Annotated in this window: 26 protein-coding genes and 2 pseudogenes; 18 read left to right on the top strand and 10 right to left on the bottom strand. The window is 73.2% G+C overall.

Annotation, left to right across the window (positions count from 1 at the left end; translation table 11 throughout):
• Nucleotides 1-157: 157 nt before the first annotated feature.
• Nucleotides 158-1510: a histidine-type phosphatase gene (locus BX266_RS00925; protein WP_099897028.1), complete on the top strand. Its 1353-nt coding sequence runs from the start codon at nt 158-160 to the stop codon at nt 1508-1510.
• Nucleotides 1511-1645: 135 nt separating this feature from the next.
• A complete protein-coding gene (locus tag BX266_RS00920; RefSeq protein ID WP_099897027.1) occupies nt 1646-2080 on the top strand; it encodes a hypothetical protein in 435 nt (144 codons plus the stop codon).
• Nucleotides 2081-2170: 90 nt separating this feature from the next.
• On the opposite strand, the gene BX266_RS00915 is transcribed toward BX266_RS00920, so the two are convergent.
• A complete protein-coding gene (locus BX266_RS00915; protein ID WP_099897026.1) occupies nt 2171-2491 on the bottom strand; it encodes a hypothetical protein in 321 nt (106 codons plus the stop codon).
• Nucleotides 2492-2760: 269 nt separating this feature from the next.
• On the opposite strand from BX266_RS00915, the gene BX266_RS00910 reads away from it, so the two are divergent.
• The 3 genes and pseudogenes from BX266_RS00910 to BX266_RS00900 all read left to right on the top strand — a co-directional run bounded on the left by BX266_RS00910 (nt 2761) and on the right by BX266_RS00900 (nt 4768).
• Nucleotides 2761-3048, top strand: a complete 288-nt coding sequence (locus tag BX266_RS00910) for a hypothetical protein (protein ID WP_099897025.1) — start codon at nt 2761-2763, stop codon at nt 3046-3048.
• Between the two features lie 73 nt (nt 3049-3121).
• Nucleotides 3122-4125 (top strand): annotated as a pseudogene (locus BX266_RS00905) (IS5 family transposase).
• Nucleotides 4126-4228: 103 nt separating this feature from the next.
• On the top strand, nt 4229-4768 hold the full coding sequence (locus tag BX266_RS00900) for a GNAT family N-acetyltransferase (RefSeq protein ID WP_399168779.1): 540 nt from the start codon (nt 4229-4231) through the stop codon (nt 4766-4768).
• 103 nt (nt 4769-4871) lie between these two features.
• Here BX266_RS00900 and BX266_RS40700 read toward each other — a convergent pair.
• Both BX266_RS40700 and BX266_RS00890 read right to left on the bottom strand, forming a co-directional pair.
• Nucleotides 4872-5050 (bottom strand): annotated as a pseudogene (locus tag BX266_RS40700) (IS630 family transposase); the annotation flags it as partial.
• 116 nt (nt 5051-5166) lie between these two features.
• A complete protein-coding gene (locus BX266_RS00890) occupies nt 5167-5421 on the bottom strand; it encodes a hypothetical protein (RefSeq protein WP_259464469.1) in 255 nt (84 codons plus the stop codon).
• 302 nt (nt 5422-5723) lie between these two features.
• Between BX266_RS00890 and BX266_RS00885 the strand changes: the two genes are divergently transcribed.
• Together BX266_RS00885 and BX266_RS38285 are read left to right on the top strand one after the other, a co-directional pair.
• Complete coding sequence (locus BX266_RS00885; RefSeq protein WP_099897023.1) at nt 5724-6179, top strand: SsgA family sporulation/cell division regulator; 456 nt, start codon at nt 5724-5726, stop codon at nt 6177-6179.
• A gap of 199 nt (nt 6180-6378) precedes the next feature.
• Nucleotides 6379-6543 (top strand): hypothetical protein, encoded by a 165-nt coding sequence (locus BX266_RS38285; RefSeq protein WP_183096863.1) that lies wholly within the window; start codon nt 6379-6381, stop codon nt 6541-6543.
• A 4-nt stretch (nt 6544-6547) separates the two neighbouring features.
• Here the strand turns inward: BX266_RS38285 and BX266_RS00875 are convergent, their stop codons facing one another.
• Nucleotides 6548-7060, bottom strand: a complete 513-nt coding sequence (locus tag BX266_RS00875) for a macro domain-containing protein (RefSeq protein ID WP_099897021.1) — start codon at nt 7058-7060, stop codon at nt 6548-6550.
• 344 nt (nt 7061-7404) lie between these two features.
• Complete coding sequence (locus BX266_RS00870) at nt 7405-7842, bottom strand: hypothetical protein (protein ID WP_099897020.1); 438 nt, start codon at nt 7840-7842, stop codon at nt 7405-7407.
• Nucleotides 7843-8039: 197 nt separating this feature from the next.
• Here BX266_RS00870 and BX266_RS00865 point away from each other — a divergent pair, with 197 nt between their 5' ends.
• Together BX266_RS00865 and BX266_RS00860 are read left to right on the top strand one after the other, a co-directional pair.
• Nucleotides 8040-8366 carry a hypothetical protein gene (locus BX266_RS00865; RefSeq protein ID WP_099897019.1) on the top strand — a complete coding sequence of 109 codons (327 nt, stop codon included), beginning with the start codon at nt 8040-8042 and terminating at the stop codon, nt 8364-8366.
• Between the two features lie 306 nt (nt 8367-8672).
• Entirely contained in the window at nt 8673-8999 is a 327-nt protein-coding gene (locus BX266_RS00860) for a hypothetical protein (RefSeq protein WP_099897018.1), read from the top strand.
• Nucleotides 9000-9011: 12 nt separating this feature from the next.
• On the opposite strand, the gene BX266_RS00855 is transcribed toward BX266_RS00860, so the two are convergent.
• Nucleotides 9012-9404, bottom strand: a complete 393-nt coding sequence (locus tag BX266_RS00855) for an NTP pyrophosphohydrolase (RefSeq protein ID WP_099897017.1) — start codon at nt 9402-9404, stop codon at nt 9012-9014.
• Between the two features lie 333 nt (nt 9405-9737).
• On the opposite strand from BX266_RS00855, the gene BX266_RS00850 reads away from it, so the two are divergent.
• Nucleotides 9738-10718 carry a GlxA family transcriptional regulator gene (locus tag BX266_RS00850; protein WP_099897016.1) on the top strand — a complete coding sequence of 327 codons (981 nt, stop codon included), beginning with the start codon at nt 9738-9740 and terminating at the stop codon, nt 10716-10718.
• A 46-nt stretch (nt 10719-10764) separates the two neighbouring features.
• The gene (locus BX266_RS00845) at nt 10765-11382 is read left to right on the top strand and encodes an isochorismatase family protein (protein WP_099897015.1); all 618 of its coding nucleotides are present in this window, start codon (nt 10765-10767) and stop codon (nt 11380-11382) included.
• A 139-nt stretch (nt 11383-11521) separates the two neighbouring features.
• Here BX266_RS00845 and BX266_RS00840 read toward each other — a convergent pair whose 3' ends face one another.
• Both BX266_RS00840 and BX266_RS00835 read right to left on the bottom strand, forming a co-directional pair.
• Nucleotides 11522-12823 (bottom strand): MFS transporter, encoded by a 1302-nt coding sequence (locus BX266_RS00840; protein WP_259464468.1) that lies wholly within the window; start codon nt 12821-12823, stop codon nt 11522-11524.
• 108 nt (nt 12824-12931) lie between these two features.
• Complete coding sequence (locus tag BX266_RS00835) at nt 12932-14308, bottom strand: MFS transporter (protein ID WP_259464467.1); 1377 nt, start codon at nt 14306-14308, stop codon at nt 12932-12934.
• Between the two features lie 148 nt (nt 14309-14456).
• Between BX266_RS00835 and BX266_RS00830 the strand changes: the two genes are divergently transcribed.
• Together BX266_RS00830 and BX266_RS00825 are read left to right on the top strand one after the other, a co-directional pair.
• Complete coding sequence (locus tag BX266_RS00830; RefSeq protein WP_099897013.1) at nt 14457-15353, top strand: LysR family transcriptional regulator; 897 nt, start codon at nt 14457-14459, stop codon at nt 15351-15353.
• A gap of 175 nt (nt 15354-15528) precedes the next feature.
• A complete protein-coding gene (locus tag BX266_RS00825) occupies nt 15529-15939 on the top strand; it encodes a hypothetical protein (protein ID WP_099897012.1) in 411 nt (136 codons plus the stop codon).
• A 104-nt stretch (nt 15940-16043) separates the two neighbouring features.
• Here the strand turns inward: BX266_RS00825 and BX266_RS00820 are convergent, their stop codons facing one another.
• A complete protein-coding gene (locus tag BX266_RS00820; RefSeq protein WP_099897011.1) occupies nt 16044-16436 on the bottom strand; it encodes a helix-turn-helix domain-containing protein in 393 nt (130 codons plus the stop codon).
• Nucleotides 16437-16532: 96 nt separating this feature from the next.
• Here BX266_RS00820 and BX266_RS00815 point away from each other — a divergent pair, with 96 nt between their 5' ends.
• Together BX266_RS00815 and BX266_RS38015 are read left to right on the top strand one after the other, a co-directional pair.
• Complete coding sequence (locus tag BX266_RS00815; protein ID WP_099907212.1) at nt 16533-16883, top strand: DoxX family protein; 351 nt, start codon at nt 16533-16535, stop codon at nt 16881-16883.
• A gap of 612 nt (nt 16884-17495) precedes the next feature.
• Entirely contained in the window at nt 17496-17693 is a 198-nt protein-coding gene (locus tag BX266_RS38015; protein WP_143686833.1) for a hypothetical protein, read from the top strand.
• Between the two features lie 165 nt (nt 17694-17858).
• Here the strand turns inward: BX266_RS38015 and BX266_RS00805 are convergent, their stop codons facing one another.
• On the bottom strand, nt 17859-18707 hold the full coding sequence (locus BX266_RS00805; protein ID WP_099897009.1) for a GntR family transcriptional regulator: 849 nt from the start codon (nt 18705-18707) through the stop codon (nt 17859-17861).
• A gap of 247 nt (nt 18708-18954) precedes the next feature.
• Here BX266_RS00805 and BX266_RS00800 point away from each other — a divergent pair, with 247 nt between their 5' ends.
• From BX266_RS00800 to BX266_RS00790, 3 genes are read left to right on the top strand one after another with little or no spacing between them, the layout of a single operon-like run.
• Nucleotides 18955-20232, top strand: a complete 1278-nt coding sequence (locus BX266_RS00800) for an extracellular solute-binding protein (RefSeq protein WP_099897008.1) — start codon at nt 18955-18957, stop codon at nt 20230-20232.
• 59 nt (nt 20233-20291) lie between these two features.
• Entirely contained in the window at nt 20292-21206 is a 915-nt protein-coding gene (locus tag BX266_RS00795; RefSeq protein ID WP_259464466.1) for a carbohydrate ABC transporter permease, read from the top strand.
• The gene (locus tag BX266_RS00790) at nt 21203-22063 is read left to right on the top strand and encodes a carbohydrate ABC transporter permease (RefSeq protein WP_099897007.1); all 861 of its coding nucleotides are present in this window, start codon (nt 21203-21205) and stop codon (nt 22061-22063) included. Before BX266_RS00795 ends, BX266_RS00790 begins: the two co-directional genes overlap by 4 nt.
• The last annotated feature ends 37 nt before the right edge of the window (nt 22064-22100 follow it).

Here is a 22100-nt window from a genome sequence, read left to right as displayed (position 1 = left end):
CACCGTCCGGGGCGCGGTCCACGGTGGGCGGCGGGGCTCCGTTCACCCCGGGGACATCCGGTGATCGGACGGGTGTCGGCGGGCGTTCGGGCCGGGCTGGCAGGGTGCGGCGGTCGTCCGGGACGGACCGGGCGACCACGTTCGAAAGGCTCCCACCGTGAACCGCTCCGCCGCCCTCGCCACCGCCCTGGCAGCCGCCCTGGCCACCACCGTCGGCCTCGCCGGCACCGCCGACGCCGCGGGCCACGCCCAGCGCGACGTCTACGGGACCAAGACCCCGTACGCCCCGCAGCAGAGCCTCAAGCACTACCAGCAGATCCCCAAGGGCTACACCGCCGTCTTCACCGAGAACGTCGCCCGGCACGGCTCCCGCGCGATGAGCGACAGCGAGGACGGCGACGCCGTCCTCGCCCTGCTCGACACCGCGAGCGCCCGGGGCGGTCTCACCGACCTCGGCGCCGAACTCGCCCCGCAGGTCCGCACCCTGCTCGCCGCCGGCGCGAACCTCGGCTACGGCAACCTGTCCGCCCTCGGCGCCGACGAGCAGCGGCAGACCGCCCTGCGGATGGAACAGCGCCTGCCCGGCCTGTTCGACACCATCGCCGCCCAGGGCGAGCCCATCGTGGTCGAAACCTCCGGCGTCGCCCGTGCCACCGCCAGCGCCAACGCCTTCACCGCGGGCCTCACCGCCGGAGAGCCCGCGCTCGCCACCCTGATCACGGCCCCCAGGACCGACAAGAACCTGCTGTACTTCCACAAGCAGCCGCAGAACGCCGACTACCAGGCGTACGTCGCCCACGACCCCGACCTGGCCGCCGTCCTCGCCACCGTCGACGGCAACCCGCGCACCGCCGAAGCCGCCCGCCACACCGCCCAGCGCCTGTTCGCCCCCGCCTTCCTGGCCACCCTCACCGCCGATCAGCAGCTCGCCTTCGCGCGCTCCCTCTACGCGCTCTACAGCGCCGCCCCCGACCTCGCCGTCGAGGCCCCCGGCGCCTCGCTCGACCGCTTCCTCACCCCCCGCGACGCCCAGTGGTTCGCCTACCTCGACGACGCCGAGGAGTTCTACTCCAAGGGCCCCGGCTTCAGCGGACGCACCATCACCTACAAGATGGCCGGCGTCCTGCTCGACGACCTCTTCGCCCAGGCCGAGGCCAAGGCCGCCGGCACCACCGGCACCGGCGCCGTCCTCCGCTTCACCCACGCCGAGGAGATCGAACCCCTCGCCGCCCTCCTCGGCCTCCCCGGGAGCACCCTGCAGGCCGATCCCGCCCAGCCCTACACCTACCTCAACAACCCCTGGCGCGGCGCCGAGGTCTCGCCCATGGCCGCGAACCTCCAGTGGGACCTCTACCGGGCCGCCCCCGACACCAAGGGCAAGCCCGCCCACCTGGTCCGGATGCTCTACAACGAGAAGGAGACCGCCTTCAAGGACTCCTGCCACCCCATCACCAAGGGCTCCTACTTCTACGACCTCACCGAACTCGAACGCTGCTTCGGCCGCGGCTGACCACCCCCGGTCCGCCCGGCCCCGGCCGGGCCGGGCGGACCGTCGCCCGCGCCCCCTCGAACCGGACGGGTCGGGGGGCGCCGGGCGGGGTAACCAAGGAGCGACGGACCCGCCCGCCAGCCGACCGGAGCCCGCGTGCGTCACAAGTCCTCTGCCGGAATCCTCGGTTGCCTCCTGCTGACGGTGGTGGCCGGCTGCGCCGCGCCGCACGGCAACGACCCGAACCGCGCCTCGTGCTACTACCAGGTCGTCCTCGGCCGCATGGGCGGAAGCACGGGCGCCACCGTGACCGCCCGGTGCGATCCGTCCCCCTCGGCGTTCAGCATGGCGCTGGAACTGAAGTACGCCCCGCCGATCCCGTTCCAGAACGAGTGGCACACCAAGGCGACCACCCCACCCGACACCCGGATCCCCGACTCCAACGGCCTCACCTACAGCGTCGTCAACACCGTCTGCCTGATCGGCGTCTGGCGGGTGGAAGCCCACGCGAAGGGCACCAACCCGGACGGCACCGACATGGGACCGATCTCGCTCGGATACGACCCGCGCCGCGCGGAGCTCTGCCAGTGAGGAGGAGCCCGGCGGCGAACACCTGCGCCTTCCCGGGCTCCGCCTCCGTCAACGGACGCACCAGTGCCGGGCGGGCGCGAGGCTCCGGTTTCAGTCCTCGTCGAACGGTTCGTCACTCCACCGGAACCAGGCGCGGTCCTCGCTGATGTGGAGCAGGAACTCCGCGACCGGGCCCTCCGGGGCCACCAGCGACAGGGCGCCAGCGATCCGGTCGTAGGCCGCGTCGAACCGCTCGTACTCCTCCGCGTCCAGCAGCGCCAGCGACTCCGCGAACCACGGCCTCACCTCGTCGAACCCCGGGGTCGGCACGAAGCGCCCGTTCAGCCACGGAAAGTCGGCCTCGTCGATCACGATCTCGCCAAGCAGCTCCTGCTCCCGCATCAGCCGCCAGACCTCGCCCTCGAAACCCACCGCGCCAACTCCCCGATCCGGCTCCCGATGTCGGGCAGCAGCCTGTCACGCACCCAGGACACTCGGCCCACGCGGCCGCCGGCCGGTGGCATCCTGTGATCCTGCAACGGCGTCGCCCGGTCGCAGCCGAGCCGGAGCTTCAACCGCGAGCACTCGGCTGCCCATGAGGGGGCGTCAACCGCGGGACGGTGCGGGTGCGTCGTATGGTGAGAGGGCCCGCGGGTCGGTGGTCGGCCCGGTGGGGTGCCGAGGGAAGGACGACCTGCGTCATGGCTGCTGAGATCCGGGTGGAGTCACTGGGGGACCGCGAGTACCTGGTGCGGGTGGAGGAGGAGACGACGGAGGCGTCCACCCGGGTCCGGGTCACCGACGCCGTGGTGGAGCGGCCGGGCGTGGGCGCCGCGGAGGAGAGCCGGATCGTGCGGGAGACGGTGGCGTTCCTGATCGAGCGTCAGCCCGTCATCGACATCCCGCCGATGATCGACCTGGACGACCTGGCGGACGCCTACGGCGAGGCGTACCTCGCGGACCTGGAGCGGCGGCTCGCGGCGAACTAGGGCACGTATCGGGTTGTGATCAATCTGCGGGTTTCGCCTTCGCGGTCGCGCCTGATCCGATAGATCGTGTTGTGTGACGCGAGTGCAACTGACTGATGCCGAGTGGGAGTTCATCGGGCCGTACCTGCCGATTGGCGAGTACGGCCCGTACCCCGAGCGGCTGCGTCGGCAGTTCGAGGGCGTGATCTGGCGGTTCCGGACGGGCGGCCAGTGGAGGGAGATGCCGAGCGAGTTCGGTGCCTGGTCGACGGTCCACAACCGCTTCCGGCAGTGGCGGGACGCCGGCGTGTTCGAGGCCCTTCTGGAGGGCGCGATCGCGGCGGCCGCGAAGCGGGGTGAGGTGGACTTGTCACTGGTCAGCGTGGATTCCACCACCGTCCGGGCCCACCACGACGCCGCCGGGATGCACCTCGACCCCGACACCCTCGCCGACCTGGAGAAGGCCGCCGAGGAGGCGGAGAAGGCCCGGCAAAAGGGGGCCGCCCGAAGGAACAAGACGGGCAGCACACCGCAGACGACCCGGAACGGAACGAGCGACGACGCGTCCGACGCAGACGCAGACTCCGCCTGAAGGCGGCCCTGCTCGGACGGTCCAGAGGCGGGCAGACCAGCAAGGTCCACATCGCCGGCGAACGCAAGTGCCGCCCGCTGGCGATCGTCCTGACCGAGGGGCAGGCCGCCGACAGCCCGCAGTTCATCCCCGTGCTGGCGAAGGTCCGGGTCCGCGGGCCCGTCGGCCGTCCCCCCACCCGGCCCGACGCGGTCGCCGGGGACAAGGCCTACTCCTCCCGCGGCAACCGCGCCCACCTGCGCGAACGGCACATCAAGGCCGTCATACCGGAGAAGCGGGACCAGGCCGCCAACCGCAAGAAGAAGGGCGGCAGGGGCGGCCGGCCCGTCCGCCACGACGCCGAGCTTTACAAGGAACGGAACACCGTCGAGCGCCTGATCAACAGGATGAAGGCCTGGCGGGGCATTGCCACCCGGTTCGACAAGACACCCGAGAGCTACCTCGCCGGCCTCCACCTCCGCGCCTCGATGATCTGGATCAAGGACCTCACCAAGGCCACCTCTTGATCACGACCAAATACGGTCCCTAGTGCCGCATCGGGCAACGGTCGCCTCGGAGAGTTGGCGGGGGCTGGTCTCGGTGGGCTGGTCCCGGTGAGCTGGGGCGGCCGTGCTGCCGATCATGTCGGTGGCGGAGCGTATTCTCCGCGCCGTGAACACTCTTCGCCTCGATTCATGGTCCGACGCGGGTCTGGAGATCCTGCACCGCCAGAACACCCCCGAGATGACCGAACATCTCGGAGGGCCCGAGACCGAGCAGGCGATCGTCGATCGTCATCAGCGCTACCTGCGTCTTGACGGCGGCGAGATGCTGATCGTCCGACTCGGTGACGAGGCGATCGGTTCGGTCGGGTACTGGGAGCGGGAGTGGGACGGTGAGGACGTGTACGAGACCGGATACGGGATCCTCCCGGAGTTCGGCGGTCACGGATACGCCGCTGCCGCCCTGCGGTTGGCAGCGGACCGGGCGGCGGCGCGCGGCGCACGGCGCTACCTGCACGCGTTCCCCCACGTGGACCACGCGGCGTCGAACGCGGTGTGCCGCAAGGCCGGGTTCGAGCTCGCCGGCAAGCTCTCCTTCGAATACCCCAAGGGCACCTGGCTGCAGTCCAACGACTGGCGGCTGGACTTGAGCTCCCTGGATATCTGACCCCCTCCGACCAGACTGGCGCACGAACACGTCTTGGCGATCGAGCGTCCGACTGACCAGCAACCGGCAACGTTCGCCCTGGTGACGACTTGGAGGGCGAATTGGAGCGGTGCTCGGTCTCCTTGACGTGGCCGTACAGCTGGTCGTTGGCGAGGTCGTAGGCGGCGAACAGGTGTCGGACGCCGTGCGGTCGGCTGTAGGTGGCCCGCCGCCGGGGCTGGGCTCGCGGTCGCGGTCCTTCCCCTTGCCACCGCGCTCGGCCCACTGCCGACCGGGGTGCGGCCCGAACTCGTGACAGCAGCACCACTTGGGCCTGGCGTCAGGCCACCACCGACCCGGTGCCCCTGCGGACTCTGCAGAAACCGCCTGCCCTCGTCGTCATGCCCCCCGGGGCCTCGTCACCGCAGGTGAAGGAAGCTCCGGACGTCGTCATAGCCGTCGAGAGCCCGAGTATCGACGTCCGTCGGGTCCGTTTCAGCGCGCCCGGCAAGCGACTTCGCCAGCGCGAGGGCGTCGGCGGAGAGACGGCCGAAGCGTCGAGCGGTATGGCCCAGGCACAGGCCGGCCAGCCCGAGAAGCGGACTGCCCGCAACGGCGCGCTTCCCGAGCTCCACGCACCAGTGCTCGACGAACTCTCGGTCGTCGTCGTTCAAAGCGATCCCGACCAGGGCGTTGGCCGCTTCACCTCCGTGCGAGCGATCACAAAGGGCCGGCGCGACCGAACGGCGCCTGCGGTGACCGCTTCGCGCCTGCCGGCACGACGCGGATCTCGTGGCGTGCGCGCCGAGGGGCATTCCGCTGTCCGGCCGGGTGTCACCGATCGTGCCCGGCGTCGTTGTGCAGGTGTGCACGTTGGTGAGGCGCTGCGGCGCGCGGGAGTTGACCGCGAGACAGATGAGGAATCGTTTCTGCCAGGGCGGGGGCGGGGAGCGGGCCGTCCTGGCGGGGGTGGGAGGTGAGCGAGGACGAGGAGGGCGTGGTGCCGCCGCAGCGCTGCGCGGCGATGCGGCTGACGGTGTACCTGGTGGTCGAGGTGGTGGTCGCGCCGGAGCTGGAGCTGCCCGTCGCGGCGAGCCTGCGGTACCGCGCCGAGGAGCCGTTCGTCGTTCACCTGGACAGCCACGTCGAGCAGCCGGAACCGGTGACCTGGGCGCTGTCGCGGGACCTGCTGCTGGCCGGTCTGGAAGGGCCCGCCGGAATGGGGGATCTGACGGTCCGCCCCGGGCACGGCGCGGAGGACGGCGACGTGCTCCTGTCGCTGCGCGGTGAGGGCGAGGACGCGCTGCTGCGGATGTCCGCCGAGGAACTGCGGAGCTTCCTGCGGCTGACGGAGTGCGTGGTGCCGGTCGGCTGCGAGCAGGAGCACGTCGACCTGAACCGGCTGATCGGACGGCTGCTGGGGGAGGAGTAGCGGAAGGGGGCCTGGCGGTGGCCGGACGGCGCGCGTAGGGTCCGGCCATGCACGACGAGATCACGGCGACGGTGGGGTCCGACTTCTCCTCCTTCGACGGCCGGGTGCTGGAGATCTTCGGGGCGAGTACTCCCGCCGCTTCCACGTGCGGCACCTGCAGCTGAGCGTGACGGGCCCGGACCGGAAGGGCCGACGGACCGTGACGATCGCCCACGGCCGCCCGGACGCCCCGGGCGGCAGCCTCACCTGGCACCCCACCGCCGCGGAGTGGGAGGCGTCGCCCGAACTCGCCGCCCTGCTCGCCGCGGTGCTCGAAGCGGTGCGGGCGGGCGGCGACTCCGCCTCGGGACGCGGTCCGGCGTGAGGCGCTACTGACGGGCCGTCAGGGCGTCCTGCAGGTGGCGGTGGGACGCGGCGTCGAACGCGACCAGGCGGATCAGCGCGACGGCGGTGGGCGTGCCGGTGAGCGTGTCGAGCGCGATCCGGGCGGCTTCGGCGGGCGGGAAGCCGTAGGCGCCGGTGGCGATGGCCGGGAATGCCAGGGTGCGGGCGCCCAGCTCGTCGGCGACGGCCAGGCAGCGGCGGTAGCAGGAGGCCAGGGTCTCGGCCTCGCCGTGCTCCCCGCCCTCCCAGACCGGGCCGACGGTGTGGATCACGTGCCGGACGGGCGGGAAGAGGTCGAAGGCGGGCGTGGCCCTGGCGTCGCCCGGGTCGCACGGGGCGAGCGGCGCGCCGGCCGCGGCGAGGCGGGGGCCGGCGGCGCGGTGCACGGCTCCGTCGACGCCGCCGCCCCCGAGCAGTGATTCGTTGGCCGCGGTGACGACGGCGTCCGTGTCCTGCTCGGTGAGGTCGCCGAGGACCAGTTCGATGCGCGGGGTCATGGTCGGAGCATCTCCGCGGGCGGCGGACGGTGGCGCCGGTATCGCGGAGGGCGAACGCGGACCGGCGGCGGCTCCAGCGACCCGATCTCGTCCGGGTGCGAACGTGGGTGACGGGGGTGCGGCCGCGGTCCGGGTGCCGGTGGTGGCGATCTTCCTCGGCGGGTGCCTGCCGGCGGTCCTGCTGGTGGCGGTGCCCGTGGCCGTGCTGTCGTCCGGGTCGGTGCCGCGACGGATGCGGACGGGAGCCTGCTGGGTTCCGCGGTGGTGCTGGTTCCCGGGTTCTTCCTCGACCGCTGACGGGGCCGGGCCGCCCCCGGGTCGGGGCGGCCCGGCCCGGCCGGGTGTCAGCAGGGGACGACCGCGTCGAGGTGGACGGGGTTGGGCGCCCAGGGGTAGGAGGCGACCGCGAAGCTCGCGCGGATCGGGCCGTCGCAGGCGACGGTGCCGGTGAGGTCGCCGACCGTCCTGGTCGAGCCGGTGAAGACCACGTTGCCGGTGAGCGTCCCGGCCGGGCTGTCCGCGCCGAGGGTGGTGAGCAGCTGCTGCTGCGGGGGCCACGGGGTGCCGGGGGACGGCGGGCCGGCCAGACCGACGGTGCCGTAGATCCGGACCTGCTCGCCCGTCCGCTCCGCGCAGACCTTGGTGGCCAGACCCGCCTGGAGGCCGGACGGGCTGCACACCGTGGTGGTCTGCGGGGTCTCGGAGCCGGCCGCCGTCGCCGGGATCGTCGCGGCCACGGACAGTGCCGCCGCTCCGGTCAGGACGGCCAAGGGCTTGATCATGGGAGTTCTCCTGATGCTCCATCAGTCGGGCCTGTCCCGGCTGATGCAATGTCATATTGCACCATCCGGCGGGGTTGAAGGTGACCGGACGGCCACGGAACGGAGTACTCCACCCGACGGAACGGCCGCAGCGCGCCCGGAATACAGGGTTTGCGCAGATTTGCGGAGATGTGGGCCGCTCCCGCAGGCTTCTAGGCATGAGCTCACCCGACACCCCCGTGTACCGGGGCCCCGCCCTGCTGCTGGCCGACGGCCTCCGGATCCCGGTCGAGGTCGAACTGACCGGCAACGTCCCGGAGATGGGGCTTCCCGGTTGGACGGGCGTGCTGGAGAGCGGCGACACCCGGTTCAGCGCCGGGACCGTCCGGTCGGGGCGGCTGCGGCTGCCCGGCGGCTGGGAGGGCGGCTTCGCGGTGATCCGCCGGCTGCTCGGGGTCTCCACGGTGTGGGTGCGCGGCAACGACGTGGAGGCGTCCCCCGCGGACTGGCCGGCCCCGGCGACCCCGCCCCCGTCCGCACCCTGACGGAGCGTCGGGCCGGGGCGGCCGGGGCGGCCGAGGTAGCGATCGTGCATCCGTGCGCTCCCGAAACGGATTCGACGGGTGGTCCGACGGCGAACCGCTGTCGCTGACGGGGGTCGGCGCGCTACGGTCGGTGGTCTGGAGGTGGCCGATGGCTGAGCAGCAGACCTGCCCGGGCTGCGGCGGGGCGCGCGGGACGGAGAAGACCGAGCACACCGTGGAGACCGATTCGCGAGGGGCGCAGCAACCGGTGCGGCGCACCTACTGGTCGCCGTGCTCGGTGTGCGGAGGTGCGGGGGTGGTACTGCGATGACGCTGGTCTTCGTCTGCCAGGCCTGCGGCTGCCACTACCTGGTGCCCGCCACCCTGGACTACCCCGACGGCGGCCGGGCCAGCGCCGTCTGGTGCTCCGTCTGCCAGCACGCCGCCGCCGACCGCGGCATCGCCGAACCCGCCGAACTCGCCGCCGTCGCCGTGCTGCTGGCCGTCCGCGCACTGAAGGCCGCGCTCGCCGGGCGGGACGCGCGGACGGTTCAGGACGGCCGCCAGGCCCGTGCGGACCGGCGGCCCACCCGGCCCGCCGTCAGCGCCCGCGGCCGCACCCACCCCGCCGGGGCCCGCACCCGCCTGGCCTGACCCGCGGCGCGGTCAGCGGACCGCGCGCGGGCCGAGCAGCTCCGCGCCCAGCGCCGCGACGCGGCCGCGCAGCTCCCGATCGGCGGTGACCACCAGGCAGCGGCCGCCCGGCACGGACTCCTCGGCCACCAGCCGGACGATCCGGTCGTCGCCGCTGCCCGCCGCGGCCACCACCCGGACGCCGGGCACCGCCGTCACCCCGCGGGCCGCGCCCTCCACCACCAGCACCACCGTCAGCGGGCCCGGCACGCCCGGAAGGCCGTCCCGGGCCACCGCCACCAGGCTGTCCCGCAGCCGCTCCGCAGCGCCGTGCCGATCGCGCCACCAGCCGTCCGGGACCGAGCCCACCACGTTCGCGCCGTCCACCACCAGTAGCGGCGCCGGGCGACCTTCCTCGCTCTCCATGACTGCCAGCCTGCCACCGATCTGACGTGGTGTCGGACCCGGCGGCCGCGAAACCGGCGCGCACGGGCGGGCTCGGGACATGAGCCCGCCGAGGGGGAAGGCGACGCCCTGGTGCAGTTCGGCGAGCACCCCCGGGGCGACCGGATCCGGCTGCCCGGCGCCGCTGCCGGGCGGCCCCGCACGATCACGAACCACCCGCTCACAGGCCCCGGCGGCAGCAGCACCCGGACCGGCGGCGCGCCGGATCGCCCGGCGCGGCGTCCGGAGGCGATGTCCGGATCCGACAGAGAGTCGTCATTGCGGACGGCGGGCGGCCCGCCCGAGGATGGGGGCATGGAGCTGGAGCGGCGGATGGTGATCGCGGTGTTCCCGGACGTCGACCTGCTCGACGTGACCGGGCCCGCCGAGGTGTTCGCGCTGGCCAACCGGGAGAGCGGCGGACGAGCCGGCTACCGGGTCGAACTGGCCGGCCCGACCGCCGGGCCGGTGCGGACCTCGGCCGGCGTCCGGCTGGTCGCCGACCTGACCTTCGACCAGGTCCGCGGCGCCGTCGACACCCTGCTGGTGCCGGGCGCCGTCGAGCCGGGGCCGGACGGACCGCGTGCCCGGATCGACCCGGAGGTGGTCGACTGGGTGCGGGACGCCGCACCGACCGCGCGCCGGGTGGCGTCCGTCTGCGTCGGCGCCCATCTGCTGGCAGCAGCAGGGCTGCTGGAAGGGCGGACCGCCACCACCCACTGGTCGACCGCCGCGCAACTGGCCGCCGACCACCCCGGGATCACCGTCGACCCGGACCCGATCTTCGTCCGCTCCGGACGGATCTGGACCGGCGCCGGGATCAGCGCCTGCATGGACCTGGCGCTCGCCCTGGTGACCGAGGACCACGGCGAGGAGCTGTCGCTCGCGGTGGCCCGGCAGTTGGTGATGTACCTCAAGCGGCAGGGCGGCCAGAGCCAGTTCTCGGTGCCGCTCAGCAGCCCGCCCACGGCCCGCCGGGACATCGACGAGCTGCGGCTGCACATCGCCGAACACCTGGACGCCGACCTGTCGGCCGCCGCCCTCGCCGAACGGATGTGCCTGAGCGAGCGGCACTTCGCCCGGGTCTTCCGCCAGGAGACCGGCAGCACCCCCGCCGCCTACGTCGAGTCAGCCCGGGTGGAAGCCGCGCGGCGCCTGCTGGAAGGCACCGACCGACCGCTCGACCAGGTCGCCGCCGCCTGCGGCCTGGGCTCCGTCGAGACCCTGCACCGCGCGCTGCGCCGCCGACTGGGCACCACGCCCGCCGCCTACCGGCGCCGGTTCCGCACGGCCTGACCATCCGTCAGGTCCACCATTTCCCCTTCCCGAGGAGATTACTGTCATGAGCGCGACGAACGCATCCGCCACCCTGCGCCGGGTGATCGGCCTGGACGACACCCCGCCCCGGCTGGCCGGCGCGACCCTGGTCCTGATCGACTACCAGAACACCTACCGCGAGGGCGTGATGGCGCTGGACGGCGCCGAGGAGGCGCTCGCCGCCGGGGCCCGGCTGCTGGCCGCGGCGCGGGCGGCCGGCACGCCCGTGGTGCACGTGGTGAACGACGGCGGACCGGGCACGCCGTACGACATCCGGGCCGAGATCGGCGCGATCAGCCCGGAGGTCGCGCCGAGGGCGGGGGAGCCGGTCGTGGTCAAGGAGTTCCCGGACGCCTTCCACAACACCGAACTGGCCGCGGTGCTGGCCAGGTCGGGCGTCGGGCCCGAGCGGCCGGACCTGGTGCTCGCCGGCTTCATGACCCACATGTGCGTGCAGTTCACCGCCCAGGGCGCATTCCGGGCCGGACTCCGGCCCGCGGTGGTCGCCGAGGCCTGCGCGACCCGGGCCCTGCCCGGCCCGGGCGGGTCCGTCGTCCCGGCAGCGGACCTGCACGCGGCCGCGCTCACCACCGTCGGCGACCTGTTCGGCACCGTGGTCGGCACGGTCGCCGAGCTGGCCTGACGGCGCCCGCCCGGGCGGGCGCTGGTCGCCGGGCCGGCGCGGCGTTCCCCGTCCGGCGACGGTCGCCAGGCTGAAGGTCCCTCCCACGTCCGGGCGTCGAAGGTCGGGGCGGGCGCTGCGGACCGAGTGCTCGGCAGGCTCAACCGGCGGCCGTTGCCCGGGCCACGGGGGTCGGGGCAGGAGCGGTGGCGGTGAGGCGGGTGGCGCTGAAGCGGCGCTGGGCGTAGGCCGCCGCGCAGGTGGCCGCGCCCAGGGCGAGCCAGCCCAGCGGGCCGGTGGCAAGGACGGCGCCGGTCAGCAGCAGCGGGCCGGCGGCCTTCTCGGTGGACTGCGCCATCCCCGCCACGCCCAGGTACTCCGGGCGGGCCCGGTCCGGGGCGAGCGCCACCGACAGCTCCCAGGAGACCACCGAGCGCAGCAGTTCGGCGAGCGTCACCAGTACGGCCGCGACCAGCAGCAGGAGCGAGCCGAGCACGGCGCCCGTCCCGCCCGCGAGTGCCGCCGCCGCGCAGCAGCCCAGCACCGCGAAGCCGTACAGCGGCACCGCGCGCACCGCCTGACGGGGTGTCCGGACCCGGGCCGAGACGCGCAGCTGACTGGCCACCACCAGCACCGTGTTGATCGCCAGGAAGGCCGGGACCAGGGCGTGCGGGGCCCGGGTGGAGTGGATCAGCCAGAGCGGCAGGCCGACGTTCAGGATCGCGTCGTCGATGGTCAGCGCGCAGTCCAGGGCGACGAAGCGCAGGTAGCCGCCGTCCCGCCACGGGGTCGGCCGGGGCCCCGCCTGGGCGGCCGGCGCCGGGCGTTCGCTGCCCGCGACCACCCGGCCGCCCGGGCGCGGCTCCCGCAGGCCCGCGACCAGGGCGGCGGCGATCAGGAAGGAGACCACGTCGGCGATCAGCAGCGCCCGGTACGCGGCCGGGGTGCCGACCGCCAGGCCCGCCGCGGCCAGGCCCGCGCCCGCCGCGTACCCGGCGTTCATCGCCGTCCGGGACAGCGCCCGGTAGACCGAGCGGCGCTCGCCCGCCACCTCGGTGGCGAACAGCAGCTCCATCGCGCGGGCCGCCCGGTCGCCGAGCGCCGAGGCCGCGACCGCCAGCAGCAGCGGAGCGAAGGAGGAGCAGAACAGCACCGCCGCGAGGGCGACCACGCGCAGCAGGTGACAGCCGATCAGCACCGGCCGCACGCCCAGCGAGGCGGCCAGCCGCCCCGCCAGCGGGGAGCCGGCGATCCCGGCGACCGAGGCGAGCCCCAGCAGCAGACCGACCCGGCCGGCCGTGAGGTGGCCGACCTCGGTGAAGTACAGCACGCAGGCCGCCGCCCAGACGCCCGAGCCGGTCCGGTCGGTGAACAGCGCCACCAGCATGGTCCGGCCGTCCCGCCCGCCCGGGGGACGGCGCAGCTGGGTCAACAGCCCGTCCCGGTGCTCGCGTTCGCTCATGGCTCTCCCCGTTCCGCGGCGCCGCACGGTCTGCGGGGCCGGTTTCGCCTCCGGGCACGGGTTCGTCCGGGCCCGTCGGGAGAACTCTGCCCGAGGAGTCTCTTGATATCAAGATGCTTGATGTCGAGAGGATGTGCGGCGGGCCCGCCCCAGGGCCAGCACCGCCGCCACCGCGCACACCGGCACCGGCAGCAGCAGCGCCGTCGCCGCGCCCGTCCGGTCCGGCACCGCCACCAACGCGCCGAGCACCGCCACCCCCAGCGAGGCGCCCACCTGCCGCACCGCGTTCAGCAGCCCGCTCGCCGCCCCCGTCGCCCCCGCCGGAGCCGACGACACCACCGCCGCGACCAGTGCCGGCAGCGACAGCGCCACCCCGAACCCGACCGCCCCCAGCGCCATCGCCAGCACCGGGTAGGACGCCCCGAACCCCACCGCGGCCGCCGCCCCCGCACACCCCGCCGCCAGCAACGCCGCCCCCGCCACCACCGGCAGCCACGGCCCCCGGCGCGCCACCAGACGACCCGTCAGCAGCAACGGCACACCCGCCGGCGACACCGTCATCGGCAGGAACGCCGCGCCCGCCACCGCCGCCGACCACCCCCACACCCGGACGAACACCAGGGGCAGCACGAACAGCACGCCCAGCAGCGCGAAGTTCACCGCCGCGCCCGCCGCCAGCGCCGTCCGCACCCCGTCCGCCGCCAGCACCACCCGCCGCAACTCCCCGTCCCGCTCCCGCCGGACGAACCAGCCGCCCGCCACCAGCGCGCCCGCACCCGCCACCGCCGCCTGCCCGGCCTCGCCCGCGCCCGCCGCGATCAACGCGTCGATCAGCAGCGCCAGCCCCGCCACCAGCGCCGCCTGCGACCACCAGTCCGTCCGCTGCGCCCGGCGCGGCGCGCGCAGTCCCCGGGACGCCGTCAACGCCAGCACCAGCAGGGTCAGCGGCACGTTCAGCCAGAACACCGACCGCCAGCCGAACCACCCCACCAGCGCGCCGCCCACCACCGGACCGCACGCCATCGCCGCGCCGCTCACCCCCGCCCACACCGACACCGCCCGGGCCCGCTCGGCCGGCACCGGGAAGACCACGCCCAGCAGCGCCATCCCCGACGGCACCGACAACGCCGCCGCCACCCCCAGCACCGCCCGCCACACCACCAGCGACCACAGCCCCGGCGCCAGCGCGCACGCCGCCGACGCCGCACCGAATCCCGCCACCCCCAGCCGGAACAGCCGGTCCGCGCCGAACCGGTCCGCCAGCGTCCCCGCCGACAGCAGCACCGCGCCGAACGCCACCGTGTACGCCGTCACCACCCACTGCAGCCCCGCCGTCGAACTCCCCAGCGAGCGCGCCAGATCCGGCTCCGCGACCGCCAGCACGGTGGTGTCCAGCAGCACCGCGAAGTACGACAGCGAGAGCCCGAGCAACACGCGCGTGCGGGCGAGCGGTGGAGCGAACGGTCGGACAGCGGTGGTCAGCACGGCGGAGCTCCCCAGGTGAGGGCGGTCATCGAGACGCCGTCAACTCTGCGGTCTCGAAGCGTTCTTGATCCACCGGCGCAGGCGCACGGTGCGTGCGGAAGAACCGAACGCGTACCCTGGTGCGCCACCGACACAGGGGGCGGACGGCATGGAACTGCGGCAGTTGCGGACCTTCGAAGCGGTCGTCGAGCACCGCACCGTCACCGAGGCCGCCACCGCGCTGGGACTCGCCCCGTCCACCGTCTCCGAACAGATCCGCACCCTCGAAAGCTCGCTCGGCACCCCGCTGTTCGCCCGCAACCCGCGCGGCATGACCCTCACCGCCGCCGGACGGCGCCTGCTGCCCTGGGCCGCCCGCCTGCGCGAACAGGCCGAGCAGGCCCGCCGCGACGTCACCACCGAACACCCCACCGTCCGCCTCGGCGCCCTGGAGACCCTCGCCGCCACCCACCTCCCCCCACTGCTCGCCGAACTAGCCGACCACCACCCCGAGCTGCGCATCGACCTGCGGATCGGACCGGTCCGCGACACGCTGCTCGCCGAACTCGCCGCCCGCACCCTGGACGCCGCCCTGCTGCTCGACACCGCCGGGCCGCTCGGCGAACTCGGCTTCCCCGTCCCGCCCGCGCCCCTCGACCACCTCGACCTCCAGGACGTCCCGCTCGCCCTGGTCGCCGCCCCCGGCCACCCCCGACGCCACGCCACCGCCCTGCACCCCGCCGACCTGCCGCCCGACACCCGCCTGCTGGTCGGCGACCCCGCCTGCTCCTTCGCGCTGGCCGCCCACCGCCACTTCGGCCCCCACCTCGAACGCCTCCGCACCGGCGGCATCGCCGTCACCCGCGCCTGCGCCGAACGCGGCCTCGGCATCGCCCTGCTCCCCGAATTCGCCGTCCACGACCAACTCGCCGACGGCGCCCTCACCCGCCTCGACCTAGCCCACCCGCCCGCGCCGCTGCGCCTCCGCCTGGTCTGGCGCCACGGCGAGGACGCCGCCCGCCCGGGCCTCCGCGAAGTCCTCTACGGCCTGAGCAGCCGGATCTGACCCCCGCCGTACGGCTGCCGCCGGTGGACGGGAGCTCCGGCCGGCGTCCGACGGTCCTACGGCATCCGGCCGATCCTCGCGGTCGTCGAATGTCGCACTGACCCGTAGTCAGACGATCTTGGTCGCTGCTCTCGTGCCTGCGGCAGATTTGGACATGAACGCGAAAAGGGGACACATGCGCAAGTCGAAGCGGACGACCGCCCTCGCGCTCAGCGCGCTCAGCCTGGCGGCGGGAATGCTGACCGTCACCGCTCCGGCCGAAGCGGCCACCACGCCGATCGGCGCCTGCGGCAGCAGCCTCCACCAGATCGACCACCACGCGCTCGGCACCCTGGCCGACGTCTACCTGTTCTACAACGGCTCCAGCAACTGCGCCGTCACCTGGATGCGGAGCCCGAACGGCACCCGGACGTACGACCTGCGGGTGCAGATCGTGCGGCGGAGCGACCTCGGCGAGGCCCCCGACCGGGGCTATCACAAGTACTACGCGGGCCCGGTCAAGATCGGCGCGGCAGGCACCTGCATCTCCTGGGGCGGCTCCGCCGAGGGCACCAGCTGGATGTCCGGCTGGACGCACTGCGGCTGATCCCCCGAACGGCACCGGGACGCCGCGACCGCACACGGCGCGGCTTCCCGAGCCCTCGAACCGGATGCCTGCCCGTACTTGTCCGGTTCAGTCTCTTCTCCTGATCAGAAACGGCTCGGGTTCTCATCAATGGTGGCGGCCGCCTCGGCCGCTTCCCGGAAGGTGACGACCGCCTCGCCGTTCTCCCGCGCCCATGCGGTGAGCATCCTGATGGGCTCCTCCAGGGTTCGCCCGAGATCGGTCAGGCTGTACTCCACGCGCGGCGGCGCCTCGGCGTACGCGTGCCGCTCGACGAGCCCGTTGGCTTGGAGCCGGCGCAGCGTCTGGGTCAGTACCTTGCGCGAAATGCCACCGCTCAGCTCGACCAGCTCTCCGTGGCGCAACGGGCCGTCGGTCAGCGCGAAGAGCGTGACCATGGACCACTTGCTGGCGATGATCTCCATGGCCAGGAGAGCGGGACAGTCGGCGAGGAAAGCAATTCCGGGTCGAAGGCTCATGCCCCCGAAGGTTACCTGGAGGTACCTGGTGGCCGCCTATCGTCGTCGAGGTGCGCACACCCCTTACTCGCATCTCGCATGATTGAGGTTTCAGCCATGTTCGTCTGCCTTGCCGTCGTCACCGTGTTCATGTCGGCGCTTCTCCTGGTATCGGCGGGGGCCAAGTCCCTGCGGACGCGGCACATCACCGAGCAGATGGCCACCCTCGGAGTGCCGCAGAACATGATGGCTCTCCTGATCGGCGCTCAGATAGCGGGCGCGGCCGGTGCGATCGCCGGACTCTGGTGGGGACCCGTCGGAATCGCCGCCGCGATCGGCCTGACGCTCTATTTCGCCGGGGCGGTCGCCTTCCACCTGCGCGTCGGCGACCGCAAGGGCGCGTTCCCGGCGCTGGTGCTCACCATGGCCTCCGTCGCCCTGATCGTGCTGCGTGCTGCCACCCTCTGACAGCGGGCAGCCGGTCCGACGCCGGCCGTGATCGTGCTGCGTGAGGTCGGTCGACAGACGAAGATCAGCCGGTGGCCGTGGGCTACAGCGGGCTGGACGATCGCCCGAGCACACCGGTGACGCCAGCCCGGCCGGCACGCAGAACCTTCTCGGCGGGTCCGCTGGGCTGGCGACGAAGTCCGCGACGGCATGCGGGGCTTCGTGGTCGAGCACCTCGGCGACGAGGACGCCCTACCTGTTACCGCTGGCCGCCCTGGCCGTGCTTGCCCACGCTGTCGCTGCGGTCCCGGTTCCGGCCCCGGGGGCCTGCCGGCCGTCCGGGACCGGGACCGCTGCCTCCATGACCAGCCCGGCGCGCCCGTCCTCGGCCAGGATCCGAGCGACAGCCCGGACGGCGCCCTCGGGGTCGTCGCCGGCACGGAGCCCGGCGTACGCGGTCGCCGGTACGACGGGCAGGCGACCCCGAACTATTCGGCGGGGGAAGCGAGTTGAGTGGTCAGCGGGACCGTTGACGTATTGACGGTGGACGGGTGGGCGCTGAGAGCATGGGGGATGACCAGTTGTCTGCTGTGCCCGAGGTGTTCGCGGCCCGTCGCGGTCGAGGATCCGGCCGTGGGGACGAGCTACCACGGTGGGGCGCACCGGTGGATCCCGAAGGTGTGGGACGTCCACGCGGGTACGCCCGACTTCCTCTGGCACCCGCGGTGCTACGCGGACGAGTACGGGACGGCGGAGCTGGAGCGGCTGATCGGCGAATGCTGGCGGTGGCAGCTGCGGCGGCAGCCCAGGCAACTCGGGCCCGGGTCCTGACGCAGCGTCAGTGGGCAGTTCACTGACCGGGGTTCCTCGACCAGCCGCCCCGGGGAGCGGGGGGCCGCGGCCGTCGCCGAGCTGCTCCGTTCCGCCGGGGACGGCGGCATCGTGGCACGGGCACTCCCGGTTGCCCCCGTGCGGGCGCCGATCGGAGGGGGATGGTCAGAGGACGGGCTGGATGTCTCCGGTGGTGACGGTGCGCCCGGTGCCGCGGGTGGTGAGGTCGCCGGGGGGGATGCCGGGGTGGTGGCGGGGGTTGTCGGGGGAGGTGGGGGAGGGGTCGGCGAGGGAGATGCGGGAGACGATGCGGTAGCGGTCGCCGCGGTAGAGGGAGTGGACGTACTCGACGGGGCGGCCGGTGACGTCGGTGGTGAGGCGTTCGAAGCGCAGGGCGGGGGAGAGGGCGGGGACGGCGAGGACGCGGGCCTCGCGGTCGCTGACCACGGTCGGTTCGATGGCCTGGACGGCCTCGTGGACGCGGACGCCGTGGGCGGCGAGCAGGTCGTAGAAGTCGCCGCTCTCCAGGTCGGCGGGGGCGAGACCGGGCACCAGGTCGGCGGGGATGTGCAGGTGCTCGATCGCCATCGGCTCGCCGTCCACCAGGCGGAGCAGGGCGATGTGCAGGATCTCGGCGGCGGGGGAGAGCCGTAGCTTGCGGCCGATCGCCGGGCCGGCCGGGAGAGCGGCGAACTCCAGCACCCGGCTGGTCCAACTGCCGGACGCGCGCGGGACGGTGAAGGACGACTCGCCGCCGCCGGCGGGCGCCAGCTCCTGGACGATCTTCGCAGGGGCGACGAACATGCCGCGGCCGTGCTCGCGCACCAGCAGGCCGGCGGCGACCAGTTCGTCCACGCCGGCGCGCAGCGTCGGGCGGGACACCCCGAGCTGGGTGCAGAGCGCCCGCTCGGAGGGGATCGGGTCGCCGGGCGTCAGCGACTCGACCAGTTCGCGCAGATACTCCCGGACCTGATCCCGCTTCAGGCCCGCACCGCCGGACGTCTCGGACGTCATCCTTCACCCCTTCACTGGCAACTGGTCAGACCATACCAGACCAGTTCGCAGAGGTTACCAGTTGGCAGTGCCGCTGTTCGGCCCACTCAAACGCCAGGTGGGGGCGTATGCGGAGCGCTGCGGGGGGCCTTGACGGGGTCATCCGGCTGTGCCACCTTCTCTTACCACTGACCGGACCAGTTGGTCCGACTGGTAAAGCATCACTCACCCGAGACTTCTCTGTCACCATCCCCCAAGGCGGCACCACGTGAGACCCACCGCTCTTCCGACCCCGCTGCGCACCGCGATCGCCCTCGTGCTCGGCGCGGCCACCCTGACCGGCTGTTCCTCCTCCGGTCCGGCCGCCCAGGACACGGCAGGCCCGGCCAAGCTGACGGTCTGGATCATGAAGGACAGCGTCAGCGACACCTTCCTGAAGAACTTCAAGGCCGAGTTCGAGGCCGGCCACGCCGGCACCACGCTGGACGTGCAGATCCAGGAGTGGGAGGGCATCGGGCAGAAGGTGACCAGTGCGCTGGCGAGCAAGGACGCGCCCGACGTGATCGAGGTCGGCAACACCCAGGTCGCGCAGTACGCGGCCAGCGGCGGCGTCCACGACCTCAGCGACAAGGTCGCCGACCTCGACGGCTCGCACTGGATCCCCGGCCTGGCCGAGCCCGGCAAGATCGGCGGCCAGCAGTTCGGCATCCCGTGGTACGCCGCCAACCGCGTGGTGATCTACCACAAGGACCTGTTCGCGCAGGCCGGCATCACCGCCCCGCCGAAGACCCGGGAGGAGTGGATCGCCGACACCGAGAAGCTCAACACCGGTGGCAACGAAGGCATCTACCTGAGCGGCCAGACCTGGTACGCGCTGGCCGGGTTCATCTGGGACGAGGGCGGCGACCTCGCGGTCAAGGGCGCCGACGGCAAGTGGAAGGGCGCCCTGGACACCCCGCAGGCGCAGGCCGGCATCGAGTTCTACAAGAAGCTCCAGGCACTCGGCAAGGGCCCGAAGGACTCCGACGAGGCCAAGCCCCCGCAGGCCGAGGTGTTCGCCCAGGGCCACACCGCGCAGCTGATCTCCACCCCCGGCGGCGCCGGCGCGATCCTCAAGGCCAACCCGGCGCTCAAGGACAAGCTCGGCTTCTTCTCGATCCCCGGCAAGAGCGCCGACAAGCCCGGCGCGGTCTTCACCGGCGGCTCCGACCTGATCGTCCCCGAGTCCTCCCAGCACCAGGCCGCCGCCTACGAGGTGGTCAAGGCGCTGGCCGGCGACAAGTGGCAGACCGAGATGGCCAAGGAGATGAGCTACGTCCCCAACCGGACCACCCTCGCCTCCGTGCTCAGCGGCAACGAGGGCGCCGCCGCGATGGCCGCCGGCGCGGTCAACGGCCACGCCACTCCCAACTCGCCGAACTGGGCGGCCGTCGAGGCCGACAACCCGATCAAGCAGTACATGACCCGGGTGCTCACCGGAACCGACCCGGCCGGCGCGGGCAAGAGCGCCAGCGAGTCCATCACCAAGGCGCTCAGCGGCAACTGATCCGCCGCCGGGCCCAGCCCGCACCGCCCCGCACCTCCCCGACCCAGGAGTACCCCGCCGTGCCCACCAACGCGTCACCGCCGCTCCGCACCCGGATCCGGCCGTACCTGCTCATCGCCCCGACCCTGGTGGGCGCGGCGTACCTGCTGCTCTACCCGTTCGCCCGCAACCTGGTGATCTCCGTCCAGCACTTCCGGATGGCCGAACTCATCCGCGGCGGCGCCCCGTTCGTCGGCCTGGACAACTACACCGAGCTGCTCTCCGACCCCAAGTTCTGGACCGTCGCCGCCCGCACCGCCGGCTGGACCGCGCTCAACACCGTGCTGATCACCGGCCTCGGCACGCTGGTCGCGCTGATGCTGGTCCGGCTCGGCAGGCGGATGCGGCTGGCGGTGATGAGCGCCCTGGTGCTGGTCTGGGCCACGCCGGTGATCGCCGCCACCACGGTGTTCCAGTGGCTCTTCCAGTCCCGGTTCGGAGTGGTCAACTGGGCGCTTGACCAGTTGGGACTGCACGGCTACCACGACTACGCCTGGTTCGCCCACCCCACCGCCACCTTCACCGTGCTGGTGCTGCTGGTGGTCTGGCAGTCCGTCCCGTTCGCCGCACTCACCCTCTACGGTGGCCTCACCACCATCCCCGCCGAACTCTACGAATCCGCCCGGATCGACGGCGCCACCGCCTGGCAGACCTTCCGGATGGTCACCGTCCCCGTGCTGCGCCCGCTGTTCGCCCTGGTCACCTCGCTCGAAGTGATCTGGACCTTCAAGTGCTTCGCCCAGATCTGGGTGGTCAGCCAGGGCGGCCCCGACGGCGCCACCACCACCCTGCCCGTCTACGCCTTCCAGATCGCCCAGAACCTGCACAAGTACGACCTCGGCTCCGCGGCGTCCACGCTCACCGTGCTGATCCTGCTCGCCGCGCTCGTCACCACCCTGCGGCGGATGCACCGCCAGGAAGGAGCCGAGGCATGAGCCCGCTGCCCCTCTCGACCGCCCTGACCCGCCGTCAGCTGCGCCGCCTGCCGCTCAACCTCGCCGCGCTCGCGGTCCTCGCCACCGCCGCGTTCCCCGTCTACTGGATGGTGGTGACGGCCTTCAAGCCCACCGCCGAGATCCAGGCCGAGACCCCCGCGTTCCTCCCGCTGCACCCGACCCTGGAACACTTCTCCACCGCGGTCCACGCGCCCGGCTTCGGCGGCTACTGGCGCAACAGCCTGCTGGTCACCCTCGGCGCGGTGCTGCTCTCGCTGGTGGTCGCGCTGCTCGCCGCGTACGCCGTCGGCCGGCTGCGCTGGCGCGGACGCCGGGCCTTCCTGCTGCTGGTGTTCACCGCGCAGATGGCCCCGTGGGAGGCGCTGCTGATCCCGATGTACGTGATCGCCCGCGACACCGACATGCTGGACAGCCTCAGCATGCTCACCCTGGTCTACTTCATGACCACCCTCCCCTTCACCATCGTCACCCTGCGCGGCTTCCTGGCCGCCGTGCCCGCCGAACTCGAGGAAGCCGCCCAGGTCGACGGCTGCACCCGGGCCGCCGCCTTCCGCCGCATCACCCTCCCGCTGCTCGCCCCCGGCCTGCTCGCCACCTCGCTCTTCGGCTTCATCACCGCCTGGAACGAGTTCGCGTTCGCCAACACCCTGATCATCAAGAACCAGGACGCCCGGACCCTCCCGGTCTGGCTCTCCTCCTTCGCCAACGTCTTCGGCACCGACTGGGGCGCGACCATGGCCGCCGCCACCCTGTTCATGCTGCCCGTGCTGCTGGTGTTCCTGTTCCTGCAGAACAAGGTCACCACCGGCATGACCGCCGGCGCCGTCAAGGGCTGACGCCCCCTCATCCCACCTCACCCGGAAGAAGACCACC

This window comes from Streptomyces sp. TLI_171 (assembly GCF_003610255.1).
Lineage (GTDB): Bacteria > Actinomycetota > Actinomycetes > Streptomycetales > Streptomycetaceae > Kitasatospora.
Note: the sequence above shows the minus strand (reverse complement) of the source record. Positions and strands in the feature narration are given on the sequence as shown.

What these genes read in the sequence shown, in the direction of transcription:
- BX266_RS00850 (WP_099897016.1), top strand. Translation starts at nt 9,738, where the DNA reads ATGGAGCTGGAGCGGCGGATGGTGATCGCGGTGTTCCCGGACGTCGAC.
- BX266_RS00870 (WP_099897020.1), bottom strand. Translation starts at nt 7,842, where the DNA reads ATGATCAAGCCCTTGGCCGTCCTGACCGGAGCGGCGGCACTGTCCGTG.
- BX266_RS00790 (WP_099897007.1), top strand. Translation starts at nt 21,203, where the DNA reads ATGAGCCCGCTGCCCCTCTCGACCGCCCTGACCCGCCGTCAGCTGCGC.
- BX266_RS00825 (WP_099897012.1), top strand. Translation starts at nt 15,529, where the DNA reads ATGCGCAAGTCGAAGCGGACGACCGCCCTCGCGCTCAGCGCGCTCAGC.
- BX266_RS00860 (WP_099897018.1), top strand. Translation starts at nt 8,673, where the DNA reads ATGACGCTGGTCTTCGTCTGCCAGGCCTGCGGCTGCCACTACCTGGTG.
- BX266_RS00845 (WP_099897015.1), top strand. Translation starts at nt 10,765, where the DNA reads ATGAGCGCGACGAACGCATCCGCCACCCTGCGCCGGGTGATCGGCCTG.
- BX266_RS00815 (WP_099907212.1), top strand. Translation starts at nt 16,533, where the DNA reads ATGTTCGTCTGCCTTGCCGTCGTCACCGTGTTCATGTCGGCGCTTCTC.
- BX266_RS00855 (WP_099897017.1), bottom strand. Translation starts at nt 9,404, where the DNA reads ATGGAGAGCGAGGAAGGTCGCCCGGCGCCGCTACTGGTGGTGGACGGC.
- BX266_RS00820 (WP_099897011.1), bottom strand. Translation starts at nt 16,436, where the DNA reads ATGAGCCTTCGACCCGGAATTGCTTTCCTCGCCGACTGTCCCGCTCTC.
- BX266_RS00865 (WP_099897019.1), top strand. Translation starts at nt 8,040, where the DNA reads ATGAGCTCACCCGACACCCCCGTGTACCGGGGCCCCGCCCTGCTGCTG.
- BX266_RS00830 (WP_099897013.1), top strand. Translation starts at nt 14,457, where the DNA reads ATGGAACTGCGGCAGTTGCGGACCTTCGAAGCGGTCGTCGAGCACCGC.
- BX266_RS00875 (WP_099897021.1), bottom strand. Translation starts at nt 7,060, where the DNA reads ATGACCCCGCGCATCGAACTGGTCCTCGGCGACCTCACCGAGCAGGAC.
- BX266_RS00910 (WP_099897025.1), top strand. Translation starts at nt 2,761, where the DNA reads ATGGCTGCTGAGATCCGGGTGGAGTCACTGGGGGACCGCGAGTACCTG.
- BX266_RS00805 (WP_099897009.1), bottom strand. Translation starts at nt 18,707, where the DNA reads ATGACGTCCGAGACGTCCGGCGGTGCGGGCCTGAAGCGGGATCAGGTC.
- BX266_RS00840 (WP_259464468.1), bottom strand. Translation starts at nt 12,823, where the DNA reads ATGAGCGAACGCGAGCACCGGGACGGGCTGTTGACCCAGCTGCGCCGT.